Below are 26,089 nucleotides of genomic sequence, written 5' to 3' on the forward strand. Positions count from 1 at the left end.
GCGGACGGCACGCTGTGTCCCACCCGCTGTTGCCGTTCGCGCGCCGGCGGCGCAGCTACCGCTGCGCCACCGCCGAAGCCCACCCCCGCTTCTTCCGCGCCGACGGCCCATGCCGGCGACCGCCGGTGTGCCCCGGTTCCGCGCCCCGCGGAGCCGTTTCCTACGCAAACCTGGAGCACATCATGAGCATGGAAGACCGCGACGGCTGGATCTGGATGGACGGGCAATGGCTGCCCTGGCGCGAGGCCAAAGTGCACGCGCTGACCCACACGCTGCACTACGGGCTGGGCTGTTTCGAAGGCATCCGCGCCTACCCCACCGCCCACGGCCCGGCCGTGTTCCGGCTGGACGATCACATCGAGCGCCTGTTCGATTCGGCGCACATCCTCGGGCTGGCCATGCCTTGCACGCCGGCGGAAGTCCGCGCGGCCTGTCTCGAAGCGGTGCGGCGCAACGGGCTGGACGGCGGCTATATCCGCCCGCTGGTGTTTCTGGGCGCGGAAAAAGTGGGCGTCGACCCCGCCGGGGCGGCCACCCATGTGATGGTGGCGGCGTGGCAGTGGGGCGCCTACCTCGGCGCGCAAGCGCTCGAGCGCGGTATCCGCGTCAAGGTCGCGAGCTTCGCCCGCCATCATGTGAACGTGCAGATGTGCCGCGCCAAGTCGGTGTCGACCTACACCAACTCCATCCTCGCCTGCCGCGAGGCGCGCGCCGAAGGCTATGACGAGGCGCTGCTGCTCGACACCGACGGCTTCGTTGCCGAGGGGCCGGGCGAGAACGTGTTCGTGGTCAAGCGCGGCGTGATCTACGAGCCGGAGATCACCTCCGCGCTGGACGGCATCACCCGGCGCACGCTGCAGACCCTGGCCACCGAGGCCGGCTACGAGATCCGCGCCCGCCGCATCACCCGCGACGAGCTGTACATCGCCGACGAGGTGTTCTTCACCGGCACCGCGGCGGAGATCACCCCGGTGGTGGAGGTGGATAGGCGCCGCGTCGGCAGCGGCAGGCCGGGGCCGGTGACGCAGGCGCTGCAGCGCCGCTTCTTCGCCTGCGTGCGCGGCGAGGACCCGGCCCACGCCGACTGGCTGGCCCCCGCCTAGGCGTCGCCGGACGAGGCGGGCGCCGCGGGTGCGGCCACCGCCTCGCCGCCCAGTACGTAGCGGTTGCGGCCTTCGTGCTTGGCCTGGTACAGCAGCGCATCGGCTTCCTGGAAGATGCGGTCCACGTCCAACGGCTGCTCGCGCGGGCTGATGACCCGCACCCCCATCGAAATCGTCAGGTGCGGGCCGGGGCTGCCGAAGGCGTGCACGATGGCCTGCGCCTCCACCAGCGCTACCAGCTCGGCGGCAGTGGTGGCGGCTTCGGCGCTGTCGCGCACCGGAAACAGCAGCGCGAATTCTTCGCCGCCGATGCGGAAGGTGAAGTCGGTGCTGCGGCGGAAGGTGTCGGTGAGCAGCCGCCCCAGGCGCTGCAACACCTTGTCGCCGGCGGCGTGGCCGTAGTGGTCGTTGTAGGCCTTGAAGTGGTCGACATCGACCAGGCAGAACGCGAGCGCGCGCGCGCCGCGGCTGGCGCGGGCGATCTCGCCTTCCAGCACCTGCTGGAACTGGCGCCGGTTGGCGAGCCCGGTGAGCGGGTCGGTGACGCTGAGCGCTTCCACCGCCTTCTTGTCGGTGATGTCCTGCCGGATGCTGGTGAAACCGATGACGGCGCCGTGCTCGCCGACGTCGGGGGCGATGGTTTCGCGCGCCCAGTAGTACTCGCCGTTGCGGCACTGGTGCAGGATTTCGCCTTCCCAGCCGGCGCCGGCCTCGATGCGGGCGAGGATTTCGCGCATCAGCGTTTCGGTGGTGGCGGAATACAGCGCGTGCCAGTAGTTGAGGCCGATCAGGTCGGCGCGGGTGTAGCCGCTGCGGCGGCAGAAGGCTTCGGACGCGTAGGTGACCAGGCCGGCGCGGTTGATGCGGCAGATCAGCACCTGGCGGTCGATGATCTCCAGGTATTCGCCGATCTTGCGGTTGGCCTCGGTGAGATTGGCGTTGGCCGCGCGCAGCGCCTCGGTGCGCTCGGCCACCTTGCGCTCGAGGCCGTCATTGAGCGCGACCAGGGCCTGGTTCTGGCGCTGGATGGTGGCTTCCTGGATGTAGCTTTCGAGCGCGCCCTGCAGCGTCAGCGCGAGGTCTTCCTTGTTCCAGGGCTTGGCGATGTAGCGGTACAGGTTGGCGTGGTTGATCGCGTGGGTGACGCCTTCGAGGTTGCTCTGGCCGGTCAGCATGATCGTGCGCGCGGCGGGCGCCAGCCGGTGCACCGCGGCCAGCACGGCATCGCCGCGGCGCCCCGGCATGATGTAGTCGCACACCACCACCGGCACCTCGACCCCGGCGGCGAGCAGGCCGCCGATCAGGCCCTCGGCGTCGGCGTTGTCCTGCAGCAGTTCGAGGTCGACGCCGGGGAAGCGCCCGGCGAGTTCCATCGACAGGCTTTCGAGGATGGTTTCCTCGTCGTCGATGCAGACGATCGCGTAGCGCCCGCTCATGGGCGTTTGTCCCGGATGCCGTCGAGGATGGCGTTGCGCAGCTCGTCCTTGTCCCAGGGTTTGGACAGGAAGCAGTAGAGGTCGGCGTGTTCGCGTGCGTTGTCCACCGCGGCCGGGTCGGCGTGGCCCGACAGCATGATCTTGACCACGTGCGGAAAGCGGCGGTGGGCTTCGATCAGGAACTCGTCGCCCTTGATCTGCGGCATCTGCCAGTCGGAGATGATCACCAGCAGCGGCAGCTCGCCGGCTTCGTAGCTTTCCAGCACCTCGTAGGCTTCGGCCGCGCCCTGCGCCAGTTCGACGATGAAGCGGGCGTCGAACAGTTCGTCGAGCTGCATCTCGAGCGCGGTGAGGATGGTTTCCTCGTCATCGACGCAGAGGATCACGCCGTCGGTCATCGTGCTTCTCCGGCGCGGGCGGATGGGGGGCGGTTCATGCGGTCTCCGTGGCAGGCAGCGTGACTTCGAAGGTGCTGCCGCGGCCGACGGCGGATTCGACCCGGATCGAACCGCCGTGCTTGTCGAGGATCTTGCGCACGATGTCGAGCCCGAGGCCGCTGCCTTCGCCGGCGGGCTTGGTGGTGAAGAAGGGCTGGAAGATGCGCTCGCGGATCTCCTCCGGGATGCCGCAGCCGGTGTCGCTGATGCGTACCACCGCGCGTTCGGCGTCCTGTTCCAGCGTGATGTCGAGCCGGCCGCAGTAGTCCATCGCCTGCAGCGCGTTGTGGATCAGGTTCATCCACACCTGGCCCAGTTCGTCGGCGTAGGCGGGAATGGGCGGCAGGTCGGGCAGCTCGGCGCGCAGGTCCACTGCCTGCTTGATCTGGTTGTGGTACAGCGTCAGCACGGTGTCGATGCTGTCGCGCAGCCGGGTGGGCGTCTTGCTGCCGTGGTCGCCGAAGCGGGCGAAGTTCTTCAGCGCGAACACCACCTTGCGCGCCTTTTCGGACGCGAGCTTGATGTTGTGGCTGGCGCGGTGCAGGTTCATCGCGTGCTTGACCTGATCGAGGATCGCGCCCGCCTCGGGGTGGGTCAGCAGCGGCAGGTAGCGCTCGAGGTCCAGCGGCGGCAGGTGGGACAGCAGCTCGGCGGCCTTGCGCGCATCCACCGCCGGGTGCTCGGCCAGCCGTGTCTCGTAGTCCTTCTTCAGCGCGCGCTTTTCCTTCAGGCTGAGGCTGGAGCCGGTTGCGGCCACGTCCAGCAGGCTGCACACCAGCGCGCGGTGGTCTTCGCCCAGCCCGGCGTAGAGCGCGAGGAAGGCCGTCTGCTGCTGGCCGCCGGCGATGATGGTGTCGATCGACGACGCGATCGAGCCGAGCGGGGTGTTGATCTCGTGCGCGATGCCGGCGATGAGCTGGCCGAGCGTCGCGAGCTTTTCCGATTCGACCAGCTGGCGGTGGGTGCGCTGCAGCTCGTCCAGCGTCACCGCCAGTTCGGCGTTGCTCTCCTGCAGGTCGAGGTTGGCGCGGGCCAGCCCGGCGTTGGCGGTGGCAAGCTCGGCGGTGCGTTCGCTGACCCGCGCTTCGAGCTGGTGTTGGTGGGAGCGAACGCTGCCGATCAGCGTATTGAAGGCGGTGACGAGGTCGCGGATTTCGTGGCGGGCGTCGATATTCACCGCCGCCGGCAGCGATTCCTCGTCCAGCGCCTTCACCGTCTGCGCGAAGCGCACCAGCGGACGCGACACCAGCCGGTTGGACAGCGCCACGCCGAACAGCACCAGCAGCACCGAGGCCACCATCACCATCAGCGAGATCGCCTCGAAGCGGCGGATGGGCGCGTACAGCTCGGCGGTGTCGATCTTGACCAGCATTCCCCAGTTGAGCGACGGCAGGTAGCGCCACACCGCCAGCGTGTCGTGGCCGCGATAGTCGGTGTAGCCGCCGGTGCCCTGGCTGCCTTCGAGCGCGGCGCGCAGCGGGGCGAAGCGGGCGGCGTCCACCTGGCGGTTGCGCAAGGTCGCGTCGTGGCGCGGCGGCGCGGTGATCAGCAACTGCGCGTTCTCGATGGTGCCCACCAGCACCTCGCCGCTTTCGCCCAGCCCGCCGAAGCGGTTGATGATGCCGTCCAGCTCGCGGTTGTCGATCTGCAGCACCGCGTTGCCGATGATGACGCCGCCGGCGAACACCGGCGCCGCGAGGAAGGCGGCGTGGCCCTTGCTGGGCGGGAAATGCGCGAAGTTGGAGACCTCGGTCTGCAGCAAGGTATTGGCGGTGTCGATGGTGCGCGCGAGCGCGCTGCCGCGCAGCAGTTCGCCCTGGATGCTCTGCCCGACCACTTCGGGCTGCGACAGCGACAGCCGGATGTTGCCGAGGTGGTCGACCAGCATCACGTCGTAGTAGCCCTTTTCCTCGCGGTAGGCGCGCAGGAATTCGGCGGTGGCCGGCGAGGGGCCGGGCAGATGCTCGAGCGCACTGAGCAGTTCGCCGACCTTGGGCGATTTCGCCAGCGTGGTGGTGTCGGAGATCAGCGTGCGCACGTAGGACTCGATGCGACCGTGCGCGGCGTCGGCGATCGCGGTCAGGGCCTCGCGTTTTTCCTGGCGGATGGCCTCGCCGAAGATGTCGTTGGCGACGTAGTAGGCGGTGACGATAGGGGCCAGCGCCACGACCAGGAAGAGCAGGCCCAGCTCCGCGCCGATCGACTTCAGCCGGCTCACGAGCGCGCTTCCACGGTGGAGGGCGTGGCGCCCGGATTGGCCCAGTGGCCGTTCCAGCGCTCGTTGAGGCGGCGCAGGAAGGCGTCCCATTCATGCGGCGGCCGGTAACCCGGGTAGGGCAGCGGGCGCACCGGTTTGGGCGTGCTCCACACCACCTCGAACTGGCCGCCGGGCAGGATGCGGCCGATGCGGACCGATTTCCACAGGTGCTGGCTGTGCGGGTCGATGCTGACCGCGCCTTCCGGCGCCGCCATCGACTTGCCCTGCAGCGCCAGCCGCACCGCACGCGGGTCGGCGCTGCCGGCCGATTCCACCGCGCGCGCCCACAGGTGCACGCCGATCCAGGCCGCCTCCATCGGGTCGGTCACGACCTCCTGCTCGCCGTAGCGGGCCTTGTAGGCGGCGACGAAGTCGGCATTGGCCTCGCCCGGCAGGCTCTGGAAGTAGTTCCACGCCGCGTAGTCGCCGGCGAAGTCGGCACTGCCCATCGCCTGCAGCTCGGCCTCGGCGATGCTGAACGAGATCGTCGGGATCACCTGCGGGGTGATGCCGTACGCCCGCAGCGCCTTGAAGAAGGCGACGTTGCTGTCGCCGTTGAGGGTGTTGAGGATCACGTCCGGGCGGGTCGCGGCGATCGCCTCCACCGCCGCCTCCACCGCGCTGCTGCCCAGCAGCACGTAGTGTTCGCCCACCACCTCGCCGCGCAGCGAGCGGATCTGGTCCTTCATGATCGCGTTGGCCGAATGCGGAAAGACGTAGTCGGAGCCGACCAGGAAGAAGCGCCGGCCGATATTGTCGAGCGCCCACTTCACCGCCGGAATGATCTGCTGGTTGGGCGCGGCGCCGGTGTAGACGATGTTGGGCGAACTCTCCAGCCCCTCGTACTGCACCGGGTAGAACAGCAGGTGGTCGTGGCGCTCGAACACCGGCTTCACGGTCTTGCGCGAGGCGGAGGTCCAGCAGCCGAAGACGACCTCGACCTTCTCGCGGGCGATCAGCGCGTCGGCCTCGCGCGCGAAGGTGCTCCAGTCGGAGGCGCCGTCGCGCACCACCGCTTCGAGCGGGCGGCCGAGCACCCCGCCGGCCGCGTTGATGTGGTCGATCGCGAGCCGGGTGGCGGCCGCGACGCTGCGCTCGCTGATCGCCATGGTGCCGGACAGGGAATGCAGCACGCCGACGCGGATGGGCTGGACCTGCCCGGCACGCGCCGGCCCGGCCGAAGGCCATATCGCCACCGCGGCCGCGATGCCGGCTACCAGCAGCACGGCGACCGCCGCGAGGATGCGCGATTTCAAGGCTTGTTCCACTCCGATACCGCGCGCCGGAAGGCCGGTGCGGGAATAACCACTATAACAATAGGTGTAATTCTAACCCGCGCCGGCGGCGCGGGTGGCGTGGACGCCCGCTGGCGTCCGCCGTAGAGTCGCAGTTTCATCCTGCGGTGCGACCGAAGATGAATGCTGATGCTAAGCCAGCGTTGCCGGCCGACAGCGTGCAATCCGTCGCGGAGGGCGCGATCGACGGGCCCCTGCTGATCGTGCTCAACCCGGGGTCGGGTGCGCAGGATGCCGACGACGCGCGGCGCCGCATCGCCGCGGTGCTGGATGCGGCGGGGCGGGCCCACGAGTTCATCGCGGTGGAGGACCCGGCGCAACTCGGTGGCATCGCGGCCGACTGCGCGCTGCGGGCCGCGGCCAGCGGCGGCGCGGTAGTTGCGGCGGGCGGTGACGGCACCATCAACGCAGTGGCGCACGCGGTGCTCGAGGCCGGTTGCCGCTTCGGCGTGCTGCCGATGGGCACCTTCAACTACTTCGGCCGCACCCACCACATTCCCGAGGATCTCGAAGCCGCCGCGCGCGTGCTGGTGGAGGGCGAGCTGCGGCCGGTGCAGGTCGGCGAGGTCAACGGCCGCATCTTCCTCGTCAATGCCAGCGTGGGCATGTATCCGCAACTGCTGGAAGAGCGCGAGACGGCGAAGCGCCAGTTCGGCCGCAGCCGTGCGGTGGCCTTCGTGTCCGCGCTGTACACCCTGTTGCGCAACCACCGTGTGCTGCGCCTGTGGCTGCGCTGCGACGACGCCACCGGGCGGGTCGAGACGCCCACACTGTTCGTCGGCAACAACCGCCTGCAGCTGGAGCAGATCGGCATGGCCGAAGCGGCGTGCGTGGACGCCGGCGCGCTCGCGGTGATCGGACTGCGGCCGGTGAGCCCGCTGGGCATGCTGGCGCTGGCGCTGCGTGGCACGCTCGGACGGCTGGGCGACGCCGACAACGTGTTCAGCTTTCCGTGCGCGGCGCTCTTCGTCAGCGCCGGTGGCGGGCGCCGGCCGCCGCGCGTGAAGGTGGCGACCGATGGCGAAGTGCTGTGGATGCGGCTGCCGCTGCAGTTCCGCGTGGCGCCGGCGCGCCTGCAGCTGCTGTGCCCGCCACCGGCGCCGTAAGGGCGGAACGCCCGTGGCGGCCCTGCTCCATCTGTCCGATCCGCACTTCGGCACCGAACGGGCGCCGGTGGTGGAGGCGCTGTTGCATTGCGTCGCGCGCCAGACCATCGATGTCGCGGTGATCTCCGGTGACATCACCCAGCGCGCGCGCCGCCACCAGTTCGACGCCGCGCGCGCCTTCATCGAGCGCCTGCGCGCCGGCCTGAACGGGGCGCCGGTGCTGGTGCTGCCGGGCAACCACGACATCCCGCTGTATGCGCTGCAACGCCGGCTGCTGCGCCCTTTCGCCGGCTTCCGGCGCGTGTTCGGGCCGCAGCTCGAAGCCTGCCATGAGGACGACAGCCTGCAGCTGCAGCTGGTGAATACGGTCAGCCGCTGGCGCCACACCGACGGGGTGGTGCGTGCGGACCAGGTCGAACGCGTGGCGCGCCGGCTCGAAGCCGCCCGCCCCGGTCAGCTGCGCGTCATCGTCACCCATCAGCCGGCGGCGGTGGTCCGGCCGCAGGACGCGTCTGATCTGCTGCGCGGCCGCGAGCGGGCGCTGCGGCGCTGGGCGGCAGCGGGGGCCGACCTGCTGCTCGGCGGTCATATCCACCTGCCCTACGTGCAACCGCTCGCGCTGCCCGGGCCGGACGGCGCGCCGCGACCGCTGTGGGTGGTGCAGGCCGGCACCGCGCTGTCGCACCGCATCCGCCACGAGGCCGGCAACTCCTTCAACCTGATCCGTCACGGCGCCGGCGCCTCCGCTTGCGTGGTCGAACGCTGGGACTACGACGAGGCCGAGCACCGCTTCGCCTGCCGTGCGCAGACGCCGCTGGCGCTCGAATGCGGGCCGGCGGAGGCGACTACTCGGGCATCGTGAACACCGTGAGCACCCCGGTGTAGCCGTACAGGCGGTCGCGCGCGATCTCGCCGCCGGCGAAGAAACCGGCCAGCGGCATGTCGCCGAGCACCTCGCGGATCGCCGCCAGCTCGGCGTTGGGACGGCCGAAGTGCGGCCCGCCGCGGCCGATGCAGCTGGCGTAGACCGCGCCCGCGGCGCGCTGTCCGCGGGTCGCCAGCTCGTCGCGGATTTCGCCCGCGATGCGGTGCAGGTCGGCCATGGCCGCGTCCGGATTGCGATGGCAGAACGCGAGCCGGCTGCCCGCCGCGACTTCGTCGGCCACCACCAGCACGCGGGCGCGCGGATCGACGCCGACGATATGGCGCACCACGGTGTCGGCGCCGAAGCGGCCGGGTGCGCCGGGTTGCGCCTCGCCCGGGGCGCGCAGACCGACCAGCGTGCCGGACAGCGCGTCGGCCATCTCGGCCACCGGGATGTCGTTGGCGAGACCGAGGTCCTGCAGCACGCAGGCCAGCGCCGGCAGGCCATCCAGCGTCAGCAGCACGTTGTCGTCCACCCGGGTGGCGGTGCGCAGCGGGCCGATCGGCTGGCAGCCCTGGGTGACACGCGAGATGAGGCCGACTTCGTCGCTGAACGCGACCCCCGAGAGCCCGCCGCTGAGTACCGCGTCGGCGAGTTGCAGGTGGCGGCTGGCCGACGAGAGGCCGCCGAACAGGTAGCCGCTGGCGGTGCGCGCGGCGAGTTCGGGCAGCAGCTCCTGCAGGTCGGGCGTGTTGCCGTCGGCGTGCACCAGCGCCGCGTGGGCAGGAAAACCGTCGCGCTCGGGGTGCAGGGGCTGGCGCCCGGAGAAGACGCGGAACGCGCTGCGCGGCAGCGGGGCCAGCATCAGCACCAGCGCCGGCTGGTCGATGTACTCGACGCCGCTGGCGGCGACGCCGCTACCCGCGGTGCCGACCCAGCTCGCGCCGGGCACCCGGCGCTGCAACTCGGCGAGCAGCGGCTCGGCCGCTGCGGTGTAGGCATCGGTGAAATAGCACCAGCCCAGCGTGTAGTCGCCCAAGGGGCGGCCGGCGTTGCGGGCGCCGTGCTCGAGACGGGCAAGGCACACATCGAGGGCACGTCGCCACTGGGGTGCGGCGGCGTGGGCGGCGAGGAAGGTGGGGGCGGTCATGGCGGCGCTGTCCGTGGTGGCGACGCAAGTTGGACAGCGCCCCGGCGGCGCGGTTTTGGGCGAGATAAGCCCATGTTTCGCCGTCGGAATTTCGTGAAACAGGGTTGTTTCCCGCTAGGATTTTGCGCTGCAACGGCGTAGAATCCGCGGCCTTTCCCCAGGTTTCGCAGCGCGGAGCGTCCCATGCTCTATCCCACCCGTTTCGATGTCATCGTGGTTGGCGGCGGTCATGCCGGCACCGAGGCCGCCCTCGCCGCCGCGCGCATGGGCTGCCGCACCCTGCTGCTCAGCCACAACATCGAAACCCTCGGGCAGATGAGCTGCAACCCGTCGATCGGCGGCATCGGCAAGGGCCACCTGGTGAAGGAAGTCGACGCGCTCGGCGGCGCGATGGCGGCGGCCACCGACGAGGGCGGCATCCAGTTCCGCATCCTCAACGCCTCCAAGGGGCCGGCGGTGCGCGCCACCCGCGCCCAGGCCGACCGTGTGCTGTACAAGGCGGCGATCCGCAAGCGGCTGGAGAACCAGCCCAACCTGTGGCTGTTCCAGCAGGCGGTGGACGACCTCACCGTGGCCGGCGACCGCGTCACCGGCGTGGTCACCCAGATCGGCCTGCGCTTCGAGGCGCCGGCGGTGGTGCTGACCGCCGGCACCTTCCTCAACGGCCTGATCCACGTCGGCCTCGAACACTACTCCGCCGGCCGCGCCGGCGACCCGCCGGCGATCTCGCTCGGCCAGCGCCTGAAGGAACTCGCGCTGCCGCAGGGCCGGCTCAAGACCGGCACGCCGCCGCGGCTGGACGCGCGCAGCATCGACTTTTCGGTGATGACGGTGCAGCCGGGCGACGATCCGGTGCCGGTGTTCAGCTTCCTCGGCTCGGCCGCCCAGCACCCGGCCCAGCTGCCGTGCTGGATGACGCACACCAATACCCGCACCCACGACGTCATCCGCGCCAACCTCGACCGCTCGCCGATGTATTCCGGCGTGATCGAAGGCGTCGGGCCGCGCTACTGCCCGTCGATCGAGGACAAGATCCACCGCTTCGCCGACAAGGACAGCCACAACATCTTCCTCGAGCCGGAAGGCCTGACGACGCACGAGATCTACCCCAACGGCATTTCCACCTCGCTGCCCTTCGACGTGCAGCTGGAGATCGTGCGCAGCATCCGCGGCCTGGAGAACGCCCACATCCTGCGTCCGGGCTACGCCATCGAGTACGACTACTTCGATCCGCGCAACCTCAAGTCCTCGCTCGAAACCAAGTCGATCGGCGGGCTCTTCTTCGCCGGCCAGATCAACGGCACCACCGGCTACGAGGAAGCCGCCGCGCAGGGCCTGCTCGCCGGCGCCAACGCCGCGCTGCAGGTGCAGGGTCGCGAGGCGTGGTGTCCGCGCCGCGACGAGGCCTATCTCGGCGTGCTGGTGGACGACCTCATCACCCGCGGCGTGTCCGAGCCCTACCGCATGTTCACGTCGCGCGCCGAATACCGCCTGCAGCTGCGCGAGGACAACGCCGACCTGCGCCTCACCGAGAAGGGCCGCGAGCTGGGCCTGGTGGATGACGTGCGCTGGGCGGCGTTCTGCGCCAAGCGCGAGGCGATCGAGCGCGAGACCGCGCGGCTAAAGACCAGTCTGGCTCGGCCGGAGCTGATTCCGGTGGCGGACCAGGAGCGCGTGCTCGGCAAGACGCTGGAGCGCGAGGCGCGCTACTTCGAGCTGCTGCGCCGGCCCGAGACCACCTACGCCAGCCTGATGAGCCTGCCCGGCGCCCCCGAGCAGCCCGAGACCGATCCGCAGGTGGTCGAGCAGCTGGAGATCGCCGCCAAGTACCAGGGCTACATCGACCGCCAGCAGGATGAAGTGGCCAAGCAGCTGCAGGCCGAATCCACCCGCCTGCCGGCCGACCTCGATTACGCCGAGGTGCGCGGCCTGTCCAAGGAAGTGCAGCAGAAGCTCAACCTGCACAAGCCGGAAACCATCGGCCAGGCCGGCCGCATCCAGGGCATCACCCCGGCGGCGATCTCGCTGCTGCTGGTGTGGTTGAAGCGCCGCGACCTGGCGGCGCGCAGCGAGCGCAGGTCCGCATGAGTGTATTGACGCCTTACGCCGGCCAGCTGGCCGACGGCATCGCCGCGCTCGGCCTCGACATCCCCGCCGCGACCCAGGCGCGGCTGATCGCCTTCGGCGAGCTGCTGCTGAAGTGGAACAAGGTCTACAACCTCACCGCGATCCGTGCGCCGCAGGAGGTCATCACCCATCACCTGCTCGATTCGCTCGCGGTGCTGCCGTATCTGTCCGCGGTGACGCGGCTGGCCGACATCGGCTCCGGTGGCGGCCTGCCGGGGATTCCGCTGGCCATCGTGCGCCCGGAGCTGAGCGTGATCTCGGTCGAGACGGTGAACAAGAAGGCGACCTTCCAGCAGCAGGCGAAAATTGAACTTGGCCTCGGCAACTTCCAGCCGCTCAATGCGCGGGTCGAGAACCTGAAGCCGGAGCAGCCCTGCGACGGCGTGATCTCGCGCGCCTTCTCCAGCCTGAAGGATTTCGTCGAGCTGTCCGGCCACCTCGTCGGCGACGGCGGCGCGCTGTACGCGATGAAGGGCGTGCGCCCGGACGACGAGGTCGCCGCGCTGCCCGCCGGCTGGACCGTGCGTGCCACCCATCCGCTGGCGGTGCCCGGCCTCGACGCCGAACGCCACCTGCTGGTGATCGCGCGTGGCTGAGGCCGTACGCATCGCCGTCATCATGGCGGCGCAGCCTGTCGCCGGCGCCGGCGGACCGCCGCCGCAATCGACTAAACTCCGGGAAGCCTGCCGCGCGCGGGCCTTCCCCAGGCTAACTGCATAACCGGACCATGGCCCGTATCTTCTGTGTCGCCAACCAGAAAGGCGGGGTGGGCAAGACCACCACCTGCGTCAACCTCGCCGCCGCGCTGCACCAGTGCGGCCAGCGCACCCTGCTGGTCGATCTCGACCCGCAGGGCAACGCCACCATGGGCAGCGGGGTGGACAAGCGCAGCCTGGAACAGTCGGTGTATCACCTGCTGGTCGGCCTCACCGGGCTGGCCGAGGCGCGGGTGACGTCGCCCACCGGCGGTTACGACGTGCTGCCGGCCAACCGTGACCTCGCCGGCGCCGAGGTCGAGCTGGTCAGCCTCGAAAACCGCGAAAACCGCCTGCGCGAGGCGCTGCAGCAGTTCGACGCCGACTACGACTTCGTGCTGATCGACTGCCCGCCCTCGCTGTCGATGCTGACGCTGAACGGCCTGTGCGCCGCCCACGGCGTCATCATCCCGATGCAGTGCGAGTACTACGCGCTGGAAGGCCTGTCCGACCTGGTGAACACCATCAAGAAGGTGCACGCCAACCTCAACCGCGACCTCAAGATCATCGGCCTGCTGCGGGTAATGTTCGACCCGCGGGTCACATTGCAGCAGCAGGTCTCCGCCCAGCTCGAAGGCCACTTCGGCGACAAGGTGTTCTCCGCCATCGTGCCGCGCAACGTGCGCCTGGCCGAAGCGCCCAGCCACGGCATGCCCGGCGTGGTGTTCGACAAGGCCGCCAAGGGCGCGCAGGCCTACATGGCCTTCGCCGGCGAAATGATCGAACGCGCCAAGGCTTTCTAGGACGCGACCATGGGCCGATTGTTCGAACAGCTGATCGCCCGCCGCGAGGAAGTGCTGGCCTGCCTCGCCCGCCACCGTGCGTCCAATCCGCGCGTGTTCGGCTCGGTGGCGCGGGGTGAGGAAGGGGCGGACAGCGATATCGATCTGCTGGTGGATCTGCCGCGCGACATCTCCTCGTTCGAGGTGGTACGGCTCAATCAGGAACTCGACGACATGCTGGCCCACCGGGTGGACCTGGTGATCGAGGATGAACTGCATCCGGCGCTGCGCGTGCGGGTGCTGGCCGAGGCCCGCACACTGTGACCCGCGAGCGGGACGCCTTGCTGCTGGTCGGTGACATGCTCGCTGCGTTGGCGGAAATCGAATCGTTCGCGCAGGTGGGTGAGGCGGCGTTCATGGCCGATCTGCGGACGCAACGCGCGATCGAGCGCAGTTTCGAGATCCTGGGCGAAGCGGCCAGCCAGCTTTCGACGGAGTTGCGGGCGCGCTATGCCGAGGTGCCGTGGCGCGTCGTCATCGATCACCGTAACCGCCTGATCCACGGTTACGCCTCGATAGAGCCGGCGCGGGTCTGGCAAACCATCGTCCGTGACCTGCCTGGTCTGCGCGCAAGCCTGGAACAGGCTCAAACATTGATACGGGGCGAACAGCCCGGCGACTGAAATGACACCACCCAAACTCAAAGGCCTCGGCCGCGGCCTCGATGCCCTGCTGGCCGCCAACCGCGACGACGAAGCCGAGAAGGGCGAGCTGCAGACGCTCGCCACCGCGGCGCTGCAGCCCGGCAAGTACCAGCCGCGCACCCGCATGGACCCCGGCTCGCTGGAAGAGCTGGCGGCGTCGATCAAGGCGCAGGGCGTGATGCAGCCCGTGCTGGTGCGGCCGCTGCCCCAGCTCAACGGGGCGCCGCGCTACGAGATCATCGCCGGCGAACGGCGCTGGCGCGCCTCGCAGATCGCCGGCCTGGCCGAACTGCCCTGCCTGGTACGCGAGATCCCCGACGAAGCCGCGCTGGCGATGTCGCTGATCGAGAACATCCAGCGCGAGGACCTCAACCCGCTTGAAGAAGCCGGCGGCATCCAGCGCCTGATCGACGAATTCGCGATGACCCACCAGCAGGCCGCCGATGCGGTCGGCCGTTCGCGGCCGGCGGCGAGCAACCTGCTGCGCCTGCTCAACCTCGCCAAGCCGGTGCAGGAACTGCTGATGGCGGGCGACATCGACATGGGCCACGCGCGCGCGCTGCTGCCGCTCGACGGCGCCAGCCAGATCCAGCTCGCCAATGTCGTGGCGGCGCGTCAGCTGTCGGTGCGCGAGACCGAGCGTCTGGTGCAGCACACGCTGAACCCGCGCCAGAAGAAGGCGGCGGCGGCGCCCGACCGCGATCTGGTGCGCCTCGAAGAGGAAATCGCCGACGCCATCGGCGCCACCGTGAAGATCAAGGCCAACAAGAAGGGCGCTGGTGAGGTCACCATCCGCTTCGGCAGCCTCGACCAGCTCGACGGCCTGCTCGGCCGCCTGCGCTGAGAAAGAGCCCGGCGGGCAGGCATGCCCGACGATCGGGCTTACCGCGTCCTCAGCGGGGCTGCGCTGAAACCGCGTGCCGTCGTGCGGCGAGCCCTCCGCTTCACTCGGGGGCGCGTTCCGCAGGCACCGTCTGCTTCGGCGGCAGCGGCGAAAAATAGCCCACCACCAGCAACAGCAGCCCGGCGCCGATGAAGGACACGATGCGGGTGAGCGTACCGCTCGCCGCCATGTCCACCAGGAAGAGCTTGGCCACCACCGCCGCCATCAGCGCCGCGCCGGCCAGCCAGGTCGGGCGGCTGGCGCGGCGGTTGGCGAGCAGCATCAGGCCGAGGCCGAGCACGGCCCACATCAGCGACAGCGCGGTCTGGGTGGTGTCGGCGGCGAGCAGTCGCGGCAGTTCCCACGGCAGCCCGGTGGCGTGATGCACCGCGCGCAGCAGCGAGCCATTGGCGGCGATGAAGGCAACCAGCGCGAGGCCGGCCTGTAGCGGCTGCAGCGGGCCGAATCGCGCCTCGAGTTGCGGGCGCGCGCGCCGCAACCACCCGGCGATCGTCCCCAGCGCCGCGATCACGGTGAGATCCAGCGGGTTCGCCAACGGCACATAGCCGTAGGGCCGCGTGCTGCCATCGGCCAGCGGCAGGACTACCAGCGACCACAGCACCAGCCCGATCGCCAGCGGGACAGCGCCCGCAACCAGATAGGCCGGGCGCCAGGTGGCGAACGGCCAGCGTGCGCCACTCGCCATGCGCGTCAGCAGTGCGAGCACCAGCACCGGCGGCAGTGCGAAGGCCGCGGTCTCCCAGCCATTGCCCCAGCCCAGCGTGGCGACGCGCTGGCCGACCTCTTGCGCTGCGGCCAGCGCCAACAGCCATACGCCGGCGGCGTGCGTCCAGCCCAGCAGACCGCGTGCCGGATGCGCGTCGGCGCGATACAGCGCGAACGCATGCAGCGCGAGCGCGGCGGGCCACGCCAGCCAGCCGCCGTGGCCGGACGGCGGCACGCCGTAGTTCATCACCTGGGCGATGGCGAGCAGCATGCCCGCCGCGGGCAAGGCCACTGCCGATTGCAGATCCGCCCAGCGCAGGCGTGCCGCCAGCCCCACCGCGACGGCGCCGCTGGCGGCGAACAGCAGCAGATGCGCCGCCGGCCGGGTGCCGGTGAATACCTGGGCGTCGATCTCCGCCCAGCCGCCGCCGAGCCACCACAGCCAGGCCCAGGCGAGCAGCGCATGGCCCACGGCCTGCAGCCATGCGGGCCAGCGGGTCTCGCGTGCCGCCAGCCAGGCGCTGACGAAGCCGGCTCCAGCGATCATCGTGGTACCGAGGAAGGCGCTGTTGAGCACGGCAAGATCGCGCAGCCCGGGGTGCTGGGCAAGGTCGGCGGCGAACAGCAGTCCGGCGCCCGCCTGCAGCAGCAGGCCGCAGGCGGCGGCGAGCCGACGCTGCTGACGCAGCCCCACCCACCACAGCGCCGCGCCTTCCAGTGCCCACGCCGCGGCGCTCCAGCGGCCGTCGAACGCGAGCGGAATCGCCAGCGTCAGGAAGGCGATGCCGAGCGCGGTGAAGCTCGCCACCAGCAGTTCGAGCGCCGGCTTGCGCAGGCGGTGCAGCGCGGCGGCGAGCACCAGATAGAAGACGCCAACCGCGGCAGCGCTCCAGGCGAGCGCATCGGGCATGCCGTGCACCAGCGCAGCCTGCAGGCCGAAGCCGACCACCGGCACGCCGAACACCAGCGTGCCATCCACGGGGTCGCCGAGCGCCGGTGCGCGCTTCCAGGCATAGGCCACCGCGGCGGCGACGTACATCAGGAAGAACAGGACCAGGAAGGGTTCGGTGGTGGCGAAATGCCAGGGGTGATAGTCGGCGGCGCCCCAGGCGAGGCCGATCGCGAAGGTGAACAGGAAGCCGGTGAGGTTGAGCGAGCGCCACGCCCGCCACCACGCCAGCGCAAGCACGCCGGTGTTGAGCAGCGCGTAATAGGTGAACAGTTCGACGTGGGTGCCGCCGCCGGTGGAGGCGAGGATGGGGGCGGCAAAGCCGCCGGCGGTGCCGATCACCGCCAGCGCCGGCGCGCCCTGGCGCACCGCGAACCAGGCCGCGGCGGCGACGATCAGCAGCATCAGCGCGAAGGCGGCGCTGGCGGGCAGCAGCGCATACAGGCGGAAGGCGGCGAACACCGTCAGGTAGAGCACCGCCACGCCGCCGCCCTGCAGGGTCAGCGCATAGCCGGGGCGGCGGCGGCGCAGCCGCCAGCCGAGCGCGGCGAGCGCCAGCCCGCCGCCGCCGATGCCGGCCAGCCGCAGCGCAGGCGGCAGCAAGGCGTGTTCCACCGCGTAGCGGGCGAGGAAGGCCAGCCCGAAGAACAGCACCAGGATGCCGACCCGCACCAGCGTGTTGCCGCCGAGCAGCCAGTCGCGGCAGCGCAAATACAGGGCGTCGAGATCCGGCGCGTCCGCGTCGAGCGGGGCGACAGACGGCGACCTTGGGGGTAGGGCCGGGCCGGCTTTGGTGGGGACGAGGGCGTCGTCCGCCGGTGGGCTGCCAGCGGGTGCCGCCACGTCGGCGGACGCGGTCTGCAGCGGCGGAAGGTCGAGGTCGAGATGGAGCGGGGCGGGTTCTTCCACCGGCCCGGCGGGTGCGGCGCCTGCGGAGGCCGGCGGCGCAGTGATGGCGGCAACGCGGCGCGAAAGGGTCGCCACTTCACGTTCGAGTGCGGCGATGCGCCGATCATGCCGCGAGGCCGTCTGCTGCCCGTCCTTGCGCAGCTGTGCGACCAAGCCCCCAAGCACGGCACCGGCCAGAATCCCGGCTGGGCCGCCAATCAGACCGACGAGGGCGCCGGCCGCGATCCAGATCACCATCGCCATGGACGCCTCCGCGAGCTTCGTTCAGCGCCAGTCGGCCCGCAGCTCGGCCACCCGGCCCTGCAGCGCTTCCGGGCTGGCGGCCGCCGCGGCGAGCGGTTCGCCGGCGACCAGTTCGATGCGGCTGAACAGCCCCCGCCGCAGCGGCCGCGACATCGGCCGGCCGTCCTTGCGCGAGAAGAAGCTGCCCCACAGACCGCGCAGCGCCAGCGGCACCACCGGCACCGGGTTGCGTTCGAGGATGCGGCGGATGCCGGGACGGAAGGGGGAGATATCGCCGTCTTCGGTGATATGGCCTTCAGGGAAGATCGCGATCAACTCACCAGCCTCGAGCGCGCGCGCGATCTCGTCGAAGGCGCGTTCCATCATCGCCGGGTCTTCCTTTGCCGATGCGATCGGAATCGCCCGCCCCTCGCGGAATACGAAGCGCAGCAGCGGCAAACGGAAGATCTGGTGGTGCATCACGAAGCGGATCGGCCGCCGGCTGGCGGCCATGATCACCAGCGCATCGACGAAGCTGACGTGGTTGCACACCAATACCGCGGCACCCTGCTCCGGAATGTGCTGAACGCCGCGCACCTGCAGGCGATAGACGCTGTGCACCAGCAGCCACACGAGGAAGCGCAGCAGGAATTCCGGTACCAGGGTGTAGATGTAGATAGCCACCACGGCGTTGAGCAGCGCGGTGACGAGGAACAGCGCGGTGACGTCCAGTCCTGCCGCCAGCAGCGCGGCGCCCATGCCGGCAGCGACCACCATGAAGGCCGCGTTGAGGATGTTGTTGCCGGCAATGATGCGCGAACGGTGGCCCGGCTCGCTGCGGCTCTGGATCAGTGCGTACAGCGGCACGATGTAGAAACCGCCGAAGATGCCGATCGCGACGAGGTCGGCGACGACGCGCCAGTTGGCCGGCTGCGCGAGCAGGGCCGATAGCGGGGCGGCGGGCGTGCCCGGCACCACGGCGGCGGGGCTGGCCCACCACAGGTCGAGTGCGAACAGCGACAGCCCAAGCGAGCCGAACGGCACCAGGCCGATCTCGATGTGGCCGGTGGACAGGCGTTCGCACAGCAGCGAGCCGATGCCGATACCGACCGAGAACACCGCCAGCAGCAGCACGACGGCGTGTTCGTCGCCGCCGAGCACGTCCTTGGCGTAGGCCGGGAACTGTGACAGGAACACCGCGCCATAGAACCAGAACCAGGAGATGCCGAGCACTGCCAGGAACACGCTGCGGTTGCCGCGGGTGAACGCGAGGTTGCGCCAGGTTTCGGTGACCGGATTCCAGTTGATCCGCAACTCGGGCGCCGCGGCGGGTGCGGTGGGAATGCCGCGGCTGCTGAGGTAACCCGCAAGCGCGAGCGTGACGATCGCGGCGGAGACCCACAGGGTGCCGTCCGGCATGCTGACCATCACACCCCCCGCGAGGGTGCCGATGAGGATGGCGACGAAGGTGCCCGATTCGACCAGCGCATTGCCGCCGACCAGCTCGTTTTCCTGCAGGTGCTGCGGCAGGATGGCGTACTTGACCGGACCGAACAGCGTCGACTGCGCACCCATCAGGAACAGCGTGGCCAGCATCAGGACGAGCGACTCCGCCGCGAAGGCGACGCAGCCGAGCAACATCACGCCGATTTCGAGCAGCTTGGTGAAGCGGATCAGGCGGCTCTTCTCGTATTTGTCGGCAATCTGACCGGCCGTGGCCGAGAACAGGAAGAACGGCAGGATGAACAGGCCGGCGCACAGATTGACCAGCACGCCCGGCGCGAGCGTGGTGTAGCGCGCCGCCTGGAAGGTCAGCAGCACCACCAGCGCGTTCTTGTAGACGTTGTCGTTGAACGCGCCGAGGAACTGGGTCAGGAAGAAGGGCAGGAAGCGGCGCTGCTTCATCAGTTCGAATTGCTGGCTCATGCCACGCTCCGGTCGAAATGACGACGGGTTTCGAAGACGCTCGCCGGAAGCCGCCTGCCGCGCGAGGCCAGCTGCCGCTTCAGGGCGAAGTCGAACAGGATGGGGTTGTGGTGGCGCAAGGCGTCCAGCGCAGGTACGGCTCCGGCGTCGAGCAGTCGTTCGCGCACCAGCTTGGCCAGCGGAATCAGCGGGACGATGCCCGGCAGCGGGTAGTCGCTGCCGAACAGCAGGCGCTCGTGCCACTCGCGCCGTTCGACGATGGTACGGATGACTTCGGGGTCGCGGTTGATCAGCGTGATCGCGGACACGTCGCCGAGCAGGCGGCTGGCATGGGCTTCGTCGTCCATCAACCGCGCGAAGAGGTCGAAGGTCGGGACGCGCGGGCGGCTTGCCCGGTCGGTGTCGACGTCGCTGCCCAGGCTGCCGCAGTGGGCCGCGATGACACGTACGCCGCGCTCCAGCGCCCGCCGCAGCCGCAAGGGATTGCCCCACTCCGGCAGGCCAGGGCCGTGCACTGCCTTTTCTTCGCCGACGTGGGTCAGCAGCGGCAGGTCGAGTCGCGCCAGCGCGTCGTAGAACGCGTCGCAGCGCTGCGAGGCGGGGTCGATGCCCATCGCCGGCGGCAGCCATTTCACCGCGCGCGCGCCCTGCTCCGCGGCGGCTTGCAGCTGCGCCACAGCGTCCGTGCGCCACGGGTGGATCGAGCACACCCATTCGAAGCGTTCGGGTGCCCGCCGCGCGACCTCGCTGGCATAGTCGTTGGGGATGTACATGCTGCCTTCGAGCGGCAGCACGCGGCCGTGCTCGTCGTATGCGCGGTCGAACGCGAACAGCATCAGCTTGAAGCCTGCCGGAGCATCCGCGCACAGGTTCTGCAGGCGGGCGATGTAGCTCTCGTCAACCTGGCCGGGGGCGCGGTGGGCGCAGCCCGCGTTGAGGTAGAACAGCCGCTGCGCATAGTCGAAAGGGCGCAACGGTGTCTGCATCCGTTCCGACAGCTCGATGCCGCGACCAGAGTCGCCGGTGCCGGCGAGGTGGACGTGGACATCCCATACCCTGGCTGGATCGAGGTCCGCCCACGCCGCCGTCAGCAAGGCCTGCACTGCGGGATCGGCCGGCAACTGGGCGCGGCATTCGTTCATCAGCAGCGGGCGCGCCGCTGCGAAGCCGGCCGCGGTGCCCGCCAACGCGACCCCGCCCGCAGCCAGCAGCAGGCGACGGCGGGTGTTGCAGGTCGAGCGGCTCACGCTGCTTCCGCCCACCGTTTGAGCGTCACGTAGTCGATCTTGCCGGTGCCCAGCAGCGGCAGCGCGTCGACGGGGACAATGCGCCGGGGGACCGCAATCTCCGGCCAGCCGCCGTCGCGCGCCGCGGCCTGCAGGCGTTCGCGGGTCAGGGCCGGGTCGGTGGAGAACAGCACGATGCTTTCGCCGCGTGCCGGGTCGGGCTGGGTAGAGGCCGCATGGGCGAACTCCGGCGCGGTCTGCACGGCCAGTTTCTCGACGGATTCGAGCGACACCATTTCACCCGCGACCTTGGCGAAGCGCTTTACACGGCCGACGATGCGCAGGAAGCCGTCGTCGTCGATATCGACCACGTCGCCGGTTTCGTACCACCCTTCGCCGGCTGCGGACGACGGCGGCTGCAGCACGCCGGGTTGTTCGACCCGCAGGTAGCCGGACATGAGGTTGGGCCCGCTGACGTGGAGTATGCCTCCGCGGTCGATACCGGGCACCGCGAGCAACTTGGCGTGCAGACCGGGAAGCAGTTGCCCGACGGTGCCGCTGCGGTAGGCCATCGGCGTATTCACCGCCAGCACGGGCGCGGTCTCGGTGGCGCCGTAACCTTCGAAGATGCGGATGCCGAACTTCTCGAACCAGCTGGTGCGCACCGCTTCAGACAGCTTTTCGGCTCCGGCGATGACGTAGCGCAAGCGGAAGAAGTCGTAGGGGTGGGCAAACCTGGCGTAATTGCCGAGGAAGGTGCTGGTGCCCAGGAGCACGGTGCAACCGCGGTCGTAGGCGAGTTCCGGAATCACCCGGTAATGCAACGGCGAGGGGTAGAGGAAGACATCGGCACCGGACAGCACCGGCAGCAACGAACCCGCCGTCAACCCGAACGAATGAAACAGCGGCAAGGCGTTGAGGATCTTGTCGTCGGGCGAGATATCCACCACCGCGCGGATCTGGGCGACGTTGGCCAGCAGCGCCTGATGCGACAGTACGACGCCCTTCGGCTTGCCTTCCGATCCCGATGTGAACAACACCACCGCGGGATCGCCCGGCTGCTGGCGGCAGGTGGCGAGCCGCGGGAAGTGGAGCGCCCACAGCATCAGCCACAGCTTGTCGGCCAGCCCCAGGCTTGCGCGGAGGTCTTCGAGATAGACGATGCGCACGCCTTCGAGCGCCGTGACGCGCTCCGTAAGCCGGGCCTGCTCCAGGAAGGCACGTGAGGTGATGACCGTGCGCAGGCACGCCGCGGTGCAGGCCGCCTGCAGCCCTTCGGTTCCAGCGGTGTAGTTCAGCATCGCCGGCGTGCGGCCGAAGGCATTGAGACCGAAAACCAGTCCGAGCGTGGGCGCCAGATTGGGCAGCAGGACGCCGATGCGCTCGCCCGGCTCGCCCAGTCGGCTGCCGAGCCGACCGAGTGCGAGCGACATCTTGATCAGGTCGCCGTAGCTGTATTCCACCTGCTTGACGTCCTCCACCACGGCGCGTTGCCGCCCGTGCAGCGCCGCGGTGTCGAGCAGCGCGTCGAACAGCGTCTGTGACGGCCGCGAGGCGAACAGCATCTCCTGCATCAGGCGGCGCATCGCCTCGCCCGCCTTCTGGCGGCGCGCCTTCGCGGTGGGCGCTTCCGGCATCTCGATCCGGGTCGGCGGCTGGATGCTCAATGTGATGCGCGGCAGCAGGCGGCGGGGATGGCGGCCGGCAACGCGCGAGAAGTAGCTGCGGGCGGCGCCGTCGAGGCGCACCGGCACGATGGTCGCCCCGGTCTTCGCGGCCACGAAGGCGGGGCCCTCGTACACCTTCATCAGGCTGCCGGTGATGGTGATGCGCCCCTCCGGGAAGATGACCACCGGGCGGCCTTCTTCCAGCAGCCGGATGACGCGCTTCATCGCCATCGGGTTGGTCGGGTCGACCGCAAGATGATCGACCAGCCTCAACGCGAGCCTGAACCAGAAGCGGCGGGTGACGCCGGTGTGAACCACGAACACGGGGTCCGCCGGCAGGAACAGACCCAGCAGAAGGCCGTCGAGGAAGGACTCGTGATTGGCGACGATGAGCAGACGGCGCGCCGAGAGCGACGCGTTGTCGCCGCGGACGCGAACGCTGAAGAGAGTGCCGAGCAGCAGGCGCAGCACGAATCTGATCACAGGCATGACCGCTTACCTATTCGGGCGAGGGGAACCCGGATCATGCCGTCAAAGTGATTACGCGTCCAGACATTTCGACATGACATTCACAGGCGGCTGGCAAGATAGTCGCGCACGTTGTCGAAAGTTTCGGTCAGGAAGGACGTGTTGACCCAGAAGTAGATCTCCTTGCCGACCTTCTCGGACGACAGCACGCCCGCTTCGCGCAGGATCTTGAGGTGATGCGAGACTGCCGGTCGTGACAGCGTCGATACGCCGGCGATCTGACTGACGTTGAGGCGCTCGTCACGCTCGAAGGTCAGCAGGATGCGCTGTCGATGTTCATCCCCCAGTGCGGTGAAAACGCGTGACATCTGCCGCCAGGGCTGCGGGATCTCGCGGGAGTAGTCAGGATTCATGAGGCCATGTTCGCCAGCGTGCCGCCCGCCGTCAATCCTTCATTTGGGTCGTGTATAAGCTAAAAGATATCGCGCGGCGGCGCGACGTTGTTGCAGCGCGGGCAAGGTTTGACTTCCCTACGGTTAACCCTTAGTATTGACGGGATTTTTATACGGTTGCCCACCGCTGCGGCACAGTGACGTCACCGATGCTCAGATCAGTGCTGCTGCAGTTAGGCGCCGGCCTCGTCGCCACGGCCATTGCGGCCGTTTTTTTCGGCCCTCGCGGGGCGATATCGGCGGCGTACGGGGCTTTGGCCTGCATTGTGCCGGCGGCGATTTTTGCGCTACGGCTGGGTGCGCTGGCCAGGCGCAGCGGTGCAACCGTAACCGCATTTGTGGTCGGCGAGTTCGTGAAGATCGCGTCGATAGTTGGATTGTTGGTGCTGTTTCCGGCCTTGTATCCGGGCGTCCATTGGGGCGCGCTGCTGATCGGCCTGATTCTGGCGCTCAAGGCGAATTTGTTTGCATTCTTGGTAAGAAACTGACTATGGCTACAGAGCACGCACCAACCGCATCAGAATACGTCGTCCACCACCTTACCCACCTCAACAGCACCGGTCATGCGCAGACCAGCATCGTCGACTTCAGCGTCATCAACGTCGACTCGATGTTCTATTCGGTGCTGCTCGGGCTGCTGACGGTCTTCTTGCTGTGGCTGGCCGCCCGCAAGGCAACCGCCGGTGTGCCGGGGCGCTTCCAGGGCTTTGTCGAGCTGCTCGTTGAAATGGTCGCAGACCAGGCCAAGGGCATCATCCACAGCGCCGAATCGCGCAAGTTCGTTGCTCCGCTCGCGCTCACCGTGTTCGTCTGGATTTTCCTGATGAACGCGATGGACATGCTGCCGGTCGATCTGCTGCCGCGCATCTGGGAAGGCGTCTACGCCTCTGCCGGGGGTGATCCGCATCACGCCTACATGCGTGTGGTGCCGACCGCCGACCTGTCGGCCACGCTGGGCATGTCCTGCGGCGTGCTGCTGCTCTGCCTGTACTACAACGTCAAGATCAAGGGCGTCTCGGGCTGGGTGCACGAGCTCTTCACCGCGCCGTTCGGCAGCCACCCGCTGCTCTACCCGATCAACTTCGCGATGCAGATCATCGAATTCGTCGCCAAGACCGTGTCCCACGGCATGCGACTGTTTGGCAACATGTACGCCGGCGAACTGATCTTCATCCTGATCGCGCTGCTCGGCTCCACCGCCACCGTGTTCGGTTTCGTCGGCCACATCGTCGCGGGTTCCATCTGGGCCATCTTCCACATCCTGATCATCACCCTGCAGGCCTTCATCTTCATGATGCTGACCCTGGTGTACATCGGCCAGGCGCACGAAGGTCACTAAGCTTTTTTCGCAGTACCCATTTTTAAACTCAATCATCTTTAACTAAGGAGTCGTCATGGAAAACGTTCTGGGTTTTGTTGCGCTGGCTGCTGGTCTGATCATCGGTCTGGGTGCTATCGGTGCGTGTATCGGTATCGGCATCATGGGTTCCAAGTACCTCGAAGCCTCCGCCCGTCAGCCCGAACTGATGAACGCGCTGCAAACCAAGATGTTCCTGCTGGCCGGTCTGATCGACGCCGCGTTCCTGATCGGTGTCGGTATCGCGATGATGTTCGCCTTCGCCAACCCGTTCCAGCTCTGATCGGTTCGAGTTCCTCTCAAACTCACTGAGGACCTAGAACAGTGAATCTGAACGCAACCCTGATAGCCCAGCTCGTTGTGTTCTTCATCCTGGCGTGGTTCACGATGAAATTCGTGTGGCCGCCCATCGTGAAGGCACTGGACGAGCGCGCGAAGAAAATCGCTGACGGGCTGGCAGCTGCGGACAAGGCCAAGGCCGATCTGGCTCTCGCCGAGAAGAAGGTCGTCGAGGAACTGCGCAAGGCTCGCGAATCCGCGGGCGATGTGCGTGCCTCCGCTGAAAAGCAGGCGAGCCAACTGGTCGACGAAGCCCGTGCCGAAGCCAGCCGCATCATCGCCCAGGCTCGTGAAGCCGCGGAAGCCGAAGCCGGCGCCGCTGCCCAGCGTGCCAAGGAAGCCCTGCGCGACCAGGTCGCTCATCTGGCTGTTGCCGGCGCGGAAAAGATCCTGCGTCGCGAAATCAACGCCCAGGTGCACGCCGAGCTGCTTGCCAACCTGAAACAGGAACTGCAATAAGTCATGGCCGAGAACGTCACCATCGCGCGCCCTTATGCGGATGCCGCCTTCGAGCTGGCCCGCGGGGCAGGTGCGCTGGGGCCTTGGTCGGAAGCACTGGATCGGCTCGCCGCTGTGGCGGCCGATTCTTCCATGCGGGCGTGTATCAACGATCCCAAGCTTTCCGCTGACCAGCTCAACACGCTGGTGCAGGAAGTCGGTGGGAACCTGACCGCCGAGCAGCAGAACTTCGTCCGCGTCCTCGTGGATAACGAACGTCTGCAGGTGCTTCCGGAGATCCGTGACCTGTTCGTTGCTCTGAAGAACGAACACGAAGGCGTCCTGGAGGCTGAAATCGCCTCCGCCTTCCCCCTCGACGATGCCGCGCTGGCTGCACTGAAGGCCGACCTGGAAGCCCGCTTCCAGGCCCGCCTGAACGTGACCGTCAGCATCGACCCCGAACTCATCGGTGGGGTCCGCATCGCCGTCGGCGACGAAGTGATCGACGCCTCGGTCCGCGGCAAGCTCGCGAACATGGCCGCTGCGCTCAAGAACTAGGAGTTATCGCAA

General features: G+C 68.8%; 24 protein-coding genes. 14 read left to right on the forward strand and 10 right to left on the reverse strand.

All coding sequences use genetic code 11. The features are described 5' to 3' along the window. Positions 1–182 precede the first annotated feature (182 nt). Positions 183–1,103: a branched-chain amino acid transaminase gene (locus dqs_RS00715; protein ID WP_065339386.1), complete on the forward strand. Its 921-nt coding sequence runs from the start codon at positions 183–185 to the stop codon at positions 1,101–1,103. Here the strand turns inward: dqs_RS00715 and dqs_RS00720 are convergent. From dqs_RS00720 to urtA, 4 genes are read right to left on the reverse strand one after another with little or no spacing between them, the layout of a single operon-like run. Further along, positions 1,100–2,539 carry a diguanylate cyclase gene (locus tag dqs_RS00720; protein WP_065339387.1) on the reverse strand — a complete coding sequence of 480 codons (1,440 nt, stop codon included), beginning with the start codon at positions 2,537–2,539 and terminating at the stop codon, positions 1,100–1,102. The genes dqs_RS00715 and dqs_RS00720 overlap by 4 nt on opposite strands. After that, positions 2,536–2,937, reverse strand: coding sequence for a response regulator (locus dqs_RS00725; protein WP_011763872.1), 402 nt, complete (start codon positions 2,935–2,937; stop codon positions 2,536–2,538). Before dqs_RS00725 ends, dqs_RS00720 begins: the two co-directional genes overlap by 4 nt. A 34-nt stretch (positions 2,938–2,971) precedes the next feature. Then, a complete protein-coding gene (locus dqs_RS00730) occupies positions 2,972–5,194 on the reverse strand; it encodes an ATP-binding protein (protein WP_065339388.1) in 2,223 nt (740 codons plus the stop codon). Continuing rightward, positions 5,191–6,489 carry an urea ABC transporter substrate-binding protein gene (gene urtA / locus dqs_RS00735; RefSeq protein WP_084018125.1) on the reverse strand — a complete coding sequence of 433 codons (1,299 nt, stop codon included), beginning with the start codon at positions 6,487–6,489 and terminating at the stop codon, positions 5,191–5,193. The genes dqs_RS00730 and urtA overlap by 4 nt, the downstream gene beginning before the upstream one ends. Before the next feature lie 158 nt (positions 6,490–6,647). Here urtA and dqs_RS00740 point away from each other — a divergent pair, with 158 nt between their 5' ends. Continuing rightward, complete coding sequence (locus dqs_RS00740) at positions 6,648–7,634, forward strand: diacylglycerol/lipid kinase family protein (RefSeq protein WP_011763875.1); 987 nt, start codon at positions 6,648–6,650, stop codon at positions 7,632–7,634. Between the two features lie 13 nt (positions 7,635–7,647). Further along, on the forward strand, positions 7,648–8,496 hold the full coding sequence (locus dqs_RS00745) for a metallophosphoesterase family protein (protein ID WP_065339389.1): 849 nt from the start codon (positions 7,648–7,650) through the stop codon (positions 8,494–8,496). Here the strand turns inward: dqs_RS00745 and dqs_RS00750 are convergent. Further along, on the reverse strand, positions 8,480–9,649 hold the full coding sequence (locus dqs_RS00750; protein WP_065339390.1) for an FIST signal transduction protein: 1,170 nt from the start codon (positions 9,647–9,649) through the stop codon (positions 8,480–8,482). The two genes, dqs_RS00745 and dqs_RS00750, sit on opposite strands and share 17 nt — an antisense overlap. Positions 9,650–9,832: 183 nt before the next feature. Here dqs_RS00750 and mnmG point away from each other — a divergent pair, with 183 nt between their 5' ends. The 6 genes from mnmG (at position 9,833) to dqs_RS00780 (ending at position 14,801) form a co-directional block, all read left to right on the forward strand. Continuing rightward, positions 9,833–11,737 (forward strand): tRNA uridine-5-carboxymethylaminomethyl(34) synthesis enzyme MnmG, encoded by a 1,905-nt coding sequence (gene mnmG, locus dqs_RS00755; protein ID WP_065339391.1) that lies wholly within the window; start codon positions 9,833–9,835, stop codon positions 11,735–11,737. Continuing rightward, on the forward strand, positions 11,734–12,372 hold the full coding sequence (gene rsmG, locus dqs_RS00760; RefSeq protein ID WP_065339392.1) for a 16S rRNA (guanine(527)-N(7))-methyltransferase RsmG: 639 nt from the start codon (positions 11,734–11,736) through the stop codon (positions 12,370–12,372). Before mnmG ends, rsmG begins: the two co-directional genes overlap by 4 nt. 131 nt (positions 12,373–12,503) lie before the next feature. Next, entirely contained in the window at positions 12,504–13,274 is a 771-nt protein-coding gene (locus tag dqs_RS00765) for a ParA family protein (RefSeq protein ID WP_011763880.1), read from the forward strand. Between the two features lie 9 nt (positions 13,275–13,283). Continuing rightward, on the forward strand, positions 13,284–13,577 hold the full coding sequence (locus dqs_RS00770) for a nucleotidyltransferase family protein (RefSeq protein WP_011763881.1): 294 nt from the start codon (positions 13,284–13,286) through the stop codon (positions 13,575–13,577). Between the two features lie 17 nt (positions 13,578–13,594). Next, positions 13,595–13,936: a HepT-like ribonuclease domain-containing protein gene (locus dqs_RS00775; protein WP_148268699.1), complete on the forward strand. Its 342-nt coding sequence runs from the start codon at positions 13,595–13,597 to the stop codon at positions 13,934–13,936. Position 13,937: 1 nt separating this feature from the next. Then, positions 13,938–14,801 carry a ParB/RepB/Spo0J family partition protein gene (locus tag dqs_RS00780; protein ID WP_065339393.1) on the forward strand — a complete coding sequence of 288 codons (864 nt, stop codon included), beginning with the start codon at positions 13,938–13,940 and terminating at the stop codon, positions 14,799–14,801. A gap of 100 nt (positions 14,802–14,901) precedes the next feature. Here the strand turns inward: dqs_RS00780 and dqs_RS00785 are convergent, their stop codons facing one another. The 5 genes from dqs_RS00785 to dqs_RS00805 all read right to left on the reverse strand — a co-directional run bounded on the left by dqs_RS00785 (position 14,902) and on the right by dqs_RS00805 (position 23,346). Continuing rightward, on the reverse strand, positions 14,902–17,667 hold the full coding sequence (locus dqs_RS00785) for a DUF2339 domain-containing protein (protein WP_065339394.1): 2,766 nt from the start codon (positions 17,665–17,667) through the stop codon (positions 14,902–14,904). 21 nt (positions 17,668–17,688) lie between these two features. Further along, positions 17,689–19,572: an MFS transporter gene (locus dqs_RS00790; protein ID WP_065339395.1), complete on the reverse strand. Its 1,884-nt coding sequence runs from the start codon at positions 19,570–19,572 to the stop codon at positions 17,689–17,691. Beyond that, the gene (locus dqs_RS00795) at positions 19,569–20,819 is read right to left on the reverse strand and encodes an amidohydrolase family protein (RefSeq protein WP_065339396.1); all 1,251 of its coding nucleotides are present in this window, start codon (positions 20,817–20,819) and stop codon (positions 19,569–19,571) included. The genes dqs_RS00790 and dqs_RS00795 overlap by 4 nt, the downstream gene beginning before the upstream one ends. Beyond that, entirely contained in the window at positions 20,816–22,954 is a 2,139-nt protein-coding gene (gene aas, locus dqs_RS00800; protein ID WP_084018127.1) for a bifunctional acyl-ACP--phospholipid O-acyltransferase/long-chain-fatty-acid--ACP ligase, read from the reverse strand. Before aas ends, dqs_RS00795 begins: the two co-directional genes overlap by 4 nt. A gap of 80 nt (positions 22,955–23,034) precedes the next feature. Next, positions 23,035–23,346 carry an ArsR/SmtB family transcription factor gene (locus tag dqs_RS00805; protein ID WP_011763888.1) on the reverse strand — a complete coding sequence of 104 codons (312 nt, stop codon included), beginning with the start codon at positions 23,344–23,346 and terminating at the stop codon, positions 23,035–23,037. A gap of 188 nt (positions 23,347–23,534) precedes the next feature. Between dqs_RS00805 and dqs_RS00810 the strand changes: the two genes are divergently transcribed. Genes dqs_RS00810 through dqs_RS00830 form a run of 5 tightly spaced genes read left to right on the forward strand, consistent with a single transcriptional unit; the run spans position 23,535 to position 26,077 of the window. Next, positions 23,535–23,873 (forward strand): ATP synthase subunit I, encoded by a 339-nt coding sequence (locus dqs_RS00810; protein WP_065339397.1) that lies wholly within the window; start codon positions 23,535–23,537, stop codon positions 23,871–23,873. A 2-nt stretch (positions 23,874–23,875) separates the two neighbouring features. Beyond that, on the forward strand, positions 23,876–24,724 hold the full coding sequence (gene atpB, locus dqs_RS00815) for a F0F1 ATP synthase subunit A (RefSeq protein ID WP_011763890.1): 849 nt from the start codon (positions 23,876–23,878) through the stop codon (positions 24,722–24,724). A gap of 55 nt (positions 24,725–24,779) precedes the next feature. Then, positions 24,780–25,025, forward strand: a complete 246-nt coding sequence (gene atpE / locus dqs_RS00820) for a F0F1 ATP synthase subunit C (RefSeq protein WP_002925444.1) — start codon at positions 24,780–24,782, stop codon at positions 25,023–25,025. A 41-nt stretch (positions 25,026–25,066) separates the two neighbouring features. Further along, a complete protein-coding gene (locus tag dqs_RS00825; protein WP_011763891.1) occupies positions 25,067–25,540 on the forward strand; it encodes a F0F1 ATP synthase subunit B in 474 nt (157 codons plus the stop codon). 3 nt (positions 25,541–25,543) lie between these two features. Then, positions 25,544–26,077 (forward strand): F0F1 ATP synthase subunit delta, encoded by a 534-nt coding sequence (locus dqs_RS00830; protein WP_011763892.1) that lies wholly within the window; start codon positions 25,544–25,546, stop codon positions 26,075–26,077. Positions 26,078–26,089: the final 12 nt, after the last annotated feature.

The sequence above is a fragment of the Azoarcus olearius genome, from assembly GCF_001682385.1.
GTDB classification, from domain to species: Bacteria; Pseudomonadota; Gammaproteobacteria; order Burkholderiales; family Rhodocyclaceae; genus Azoarcus; species Azoarcus olearius.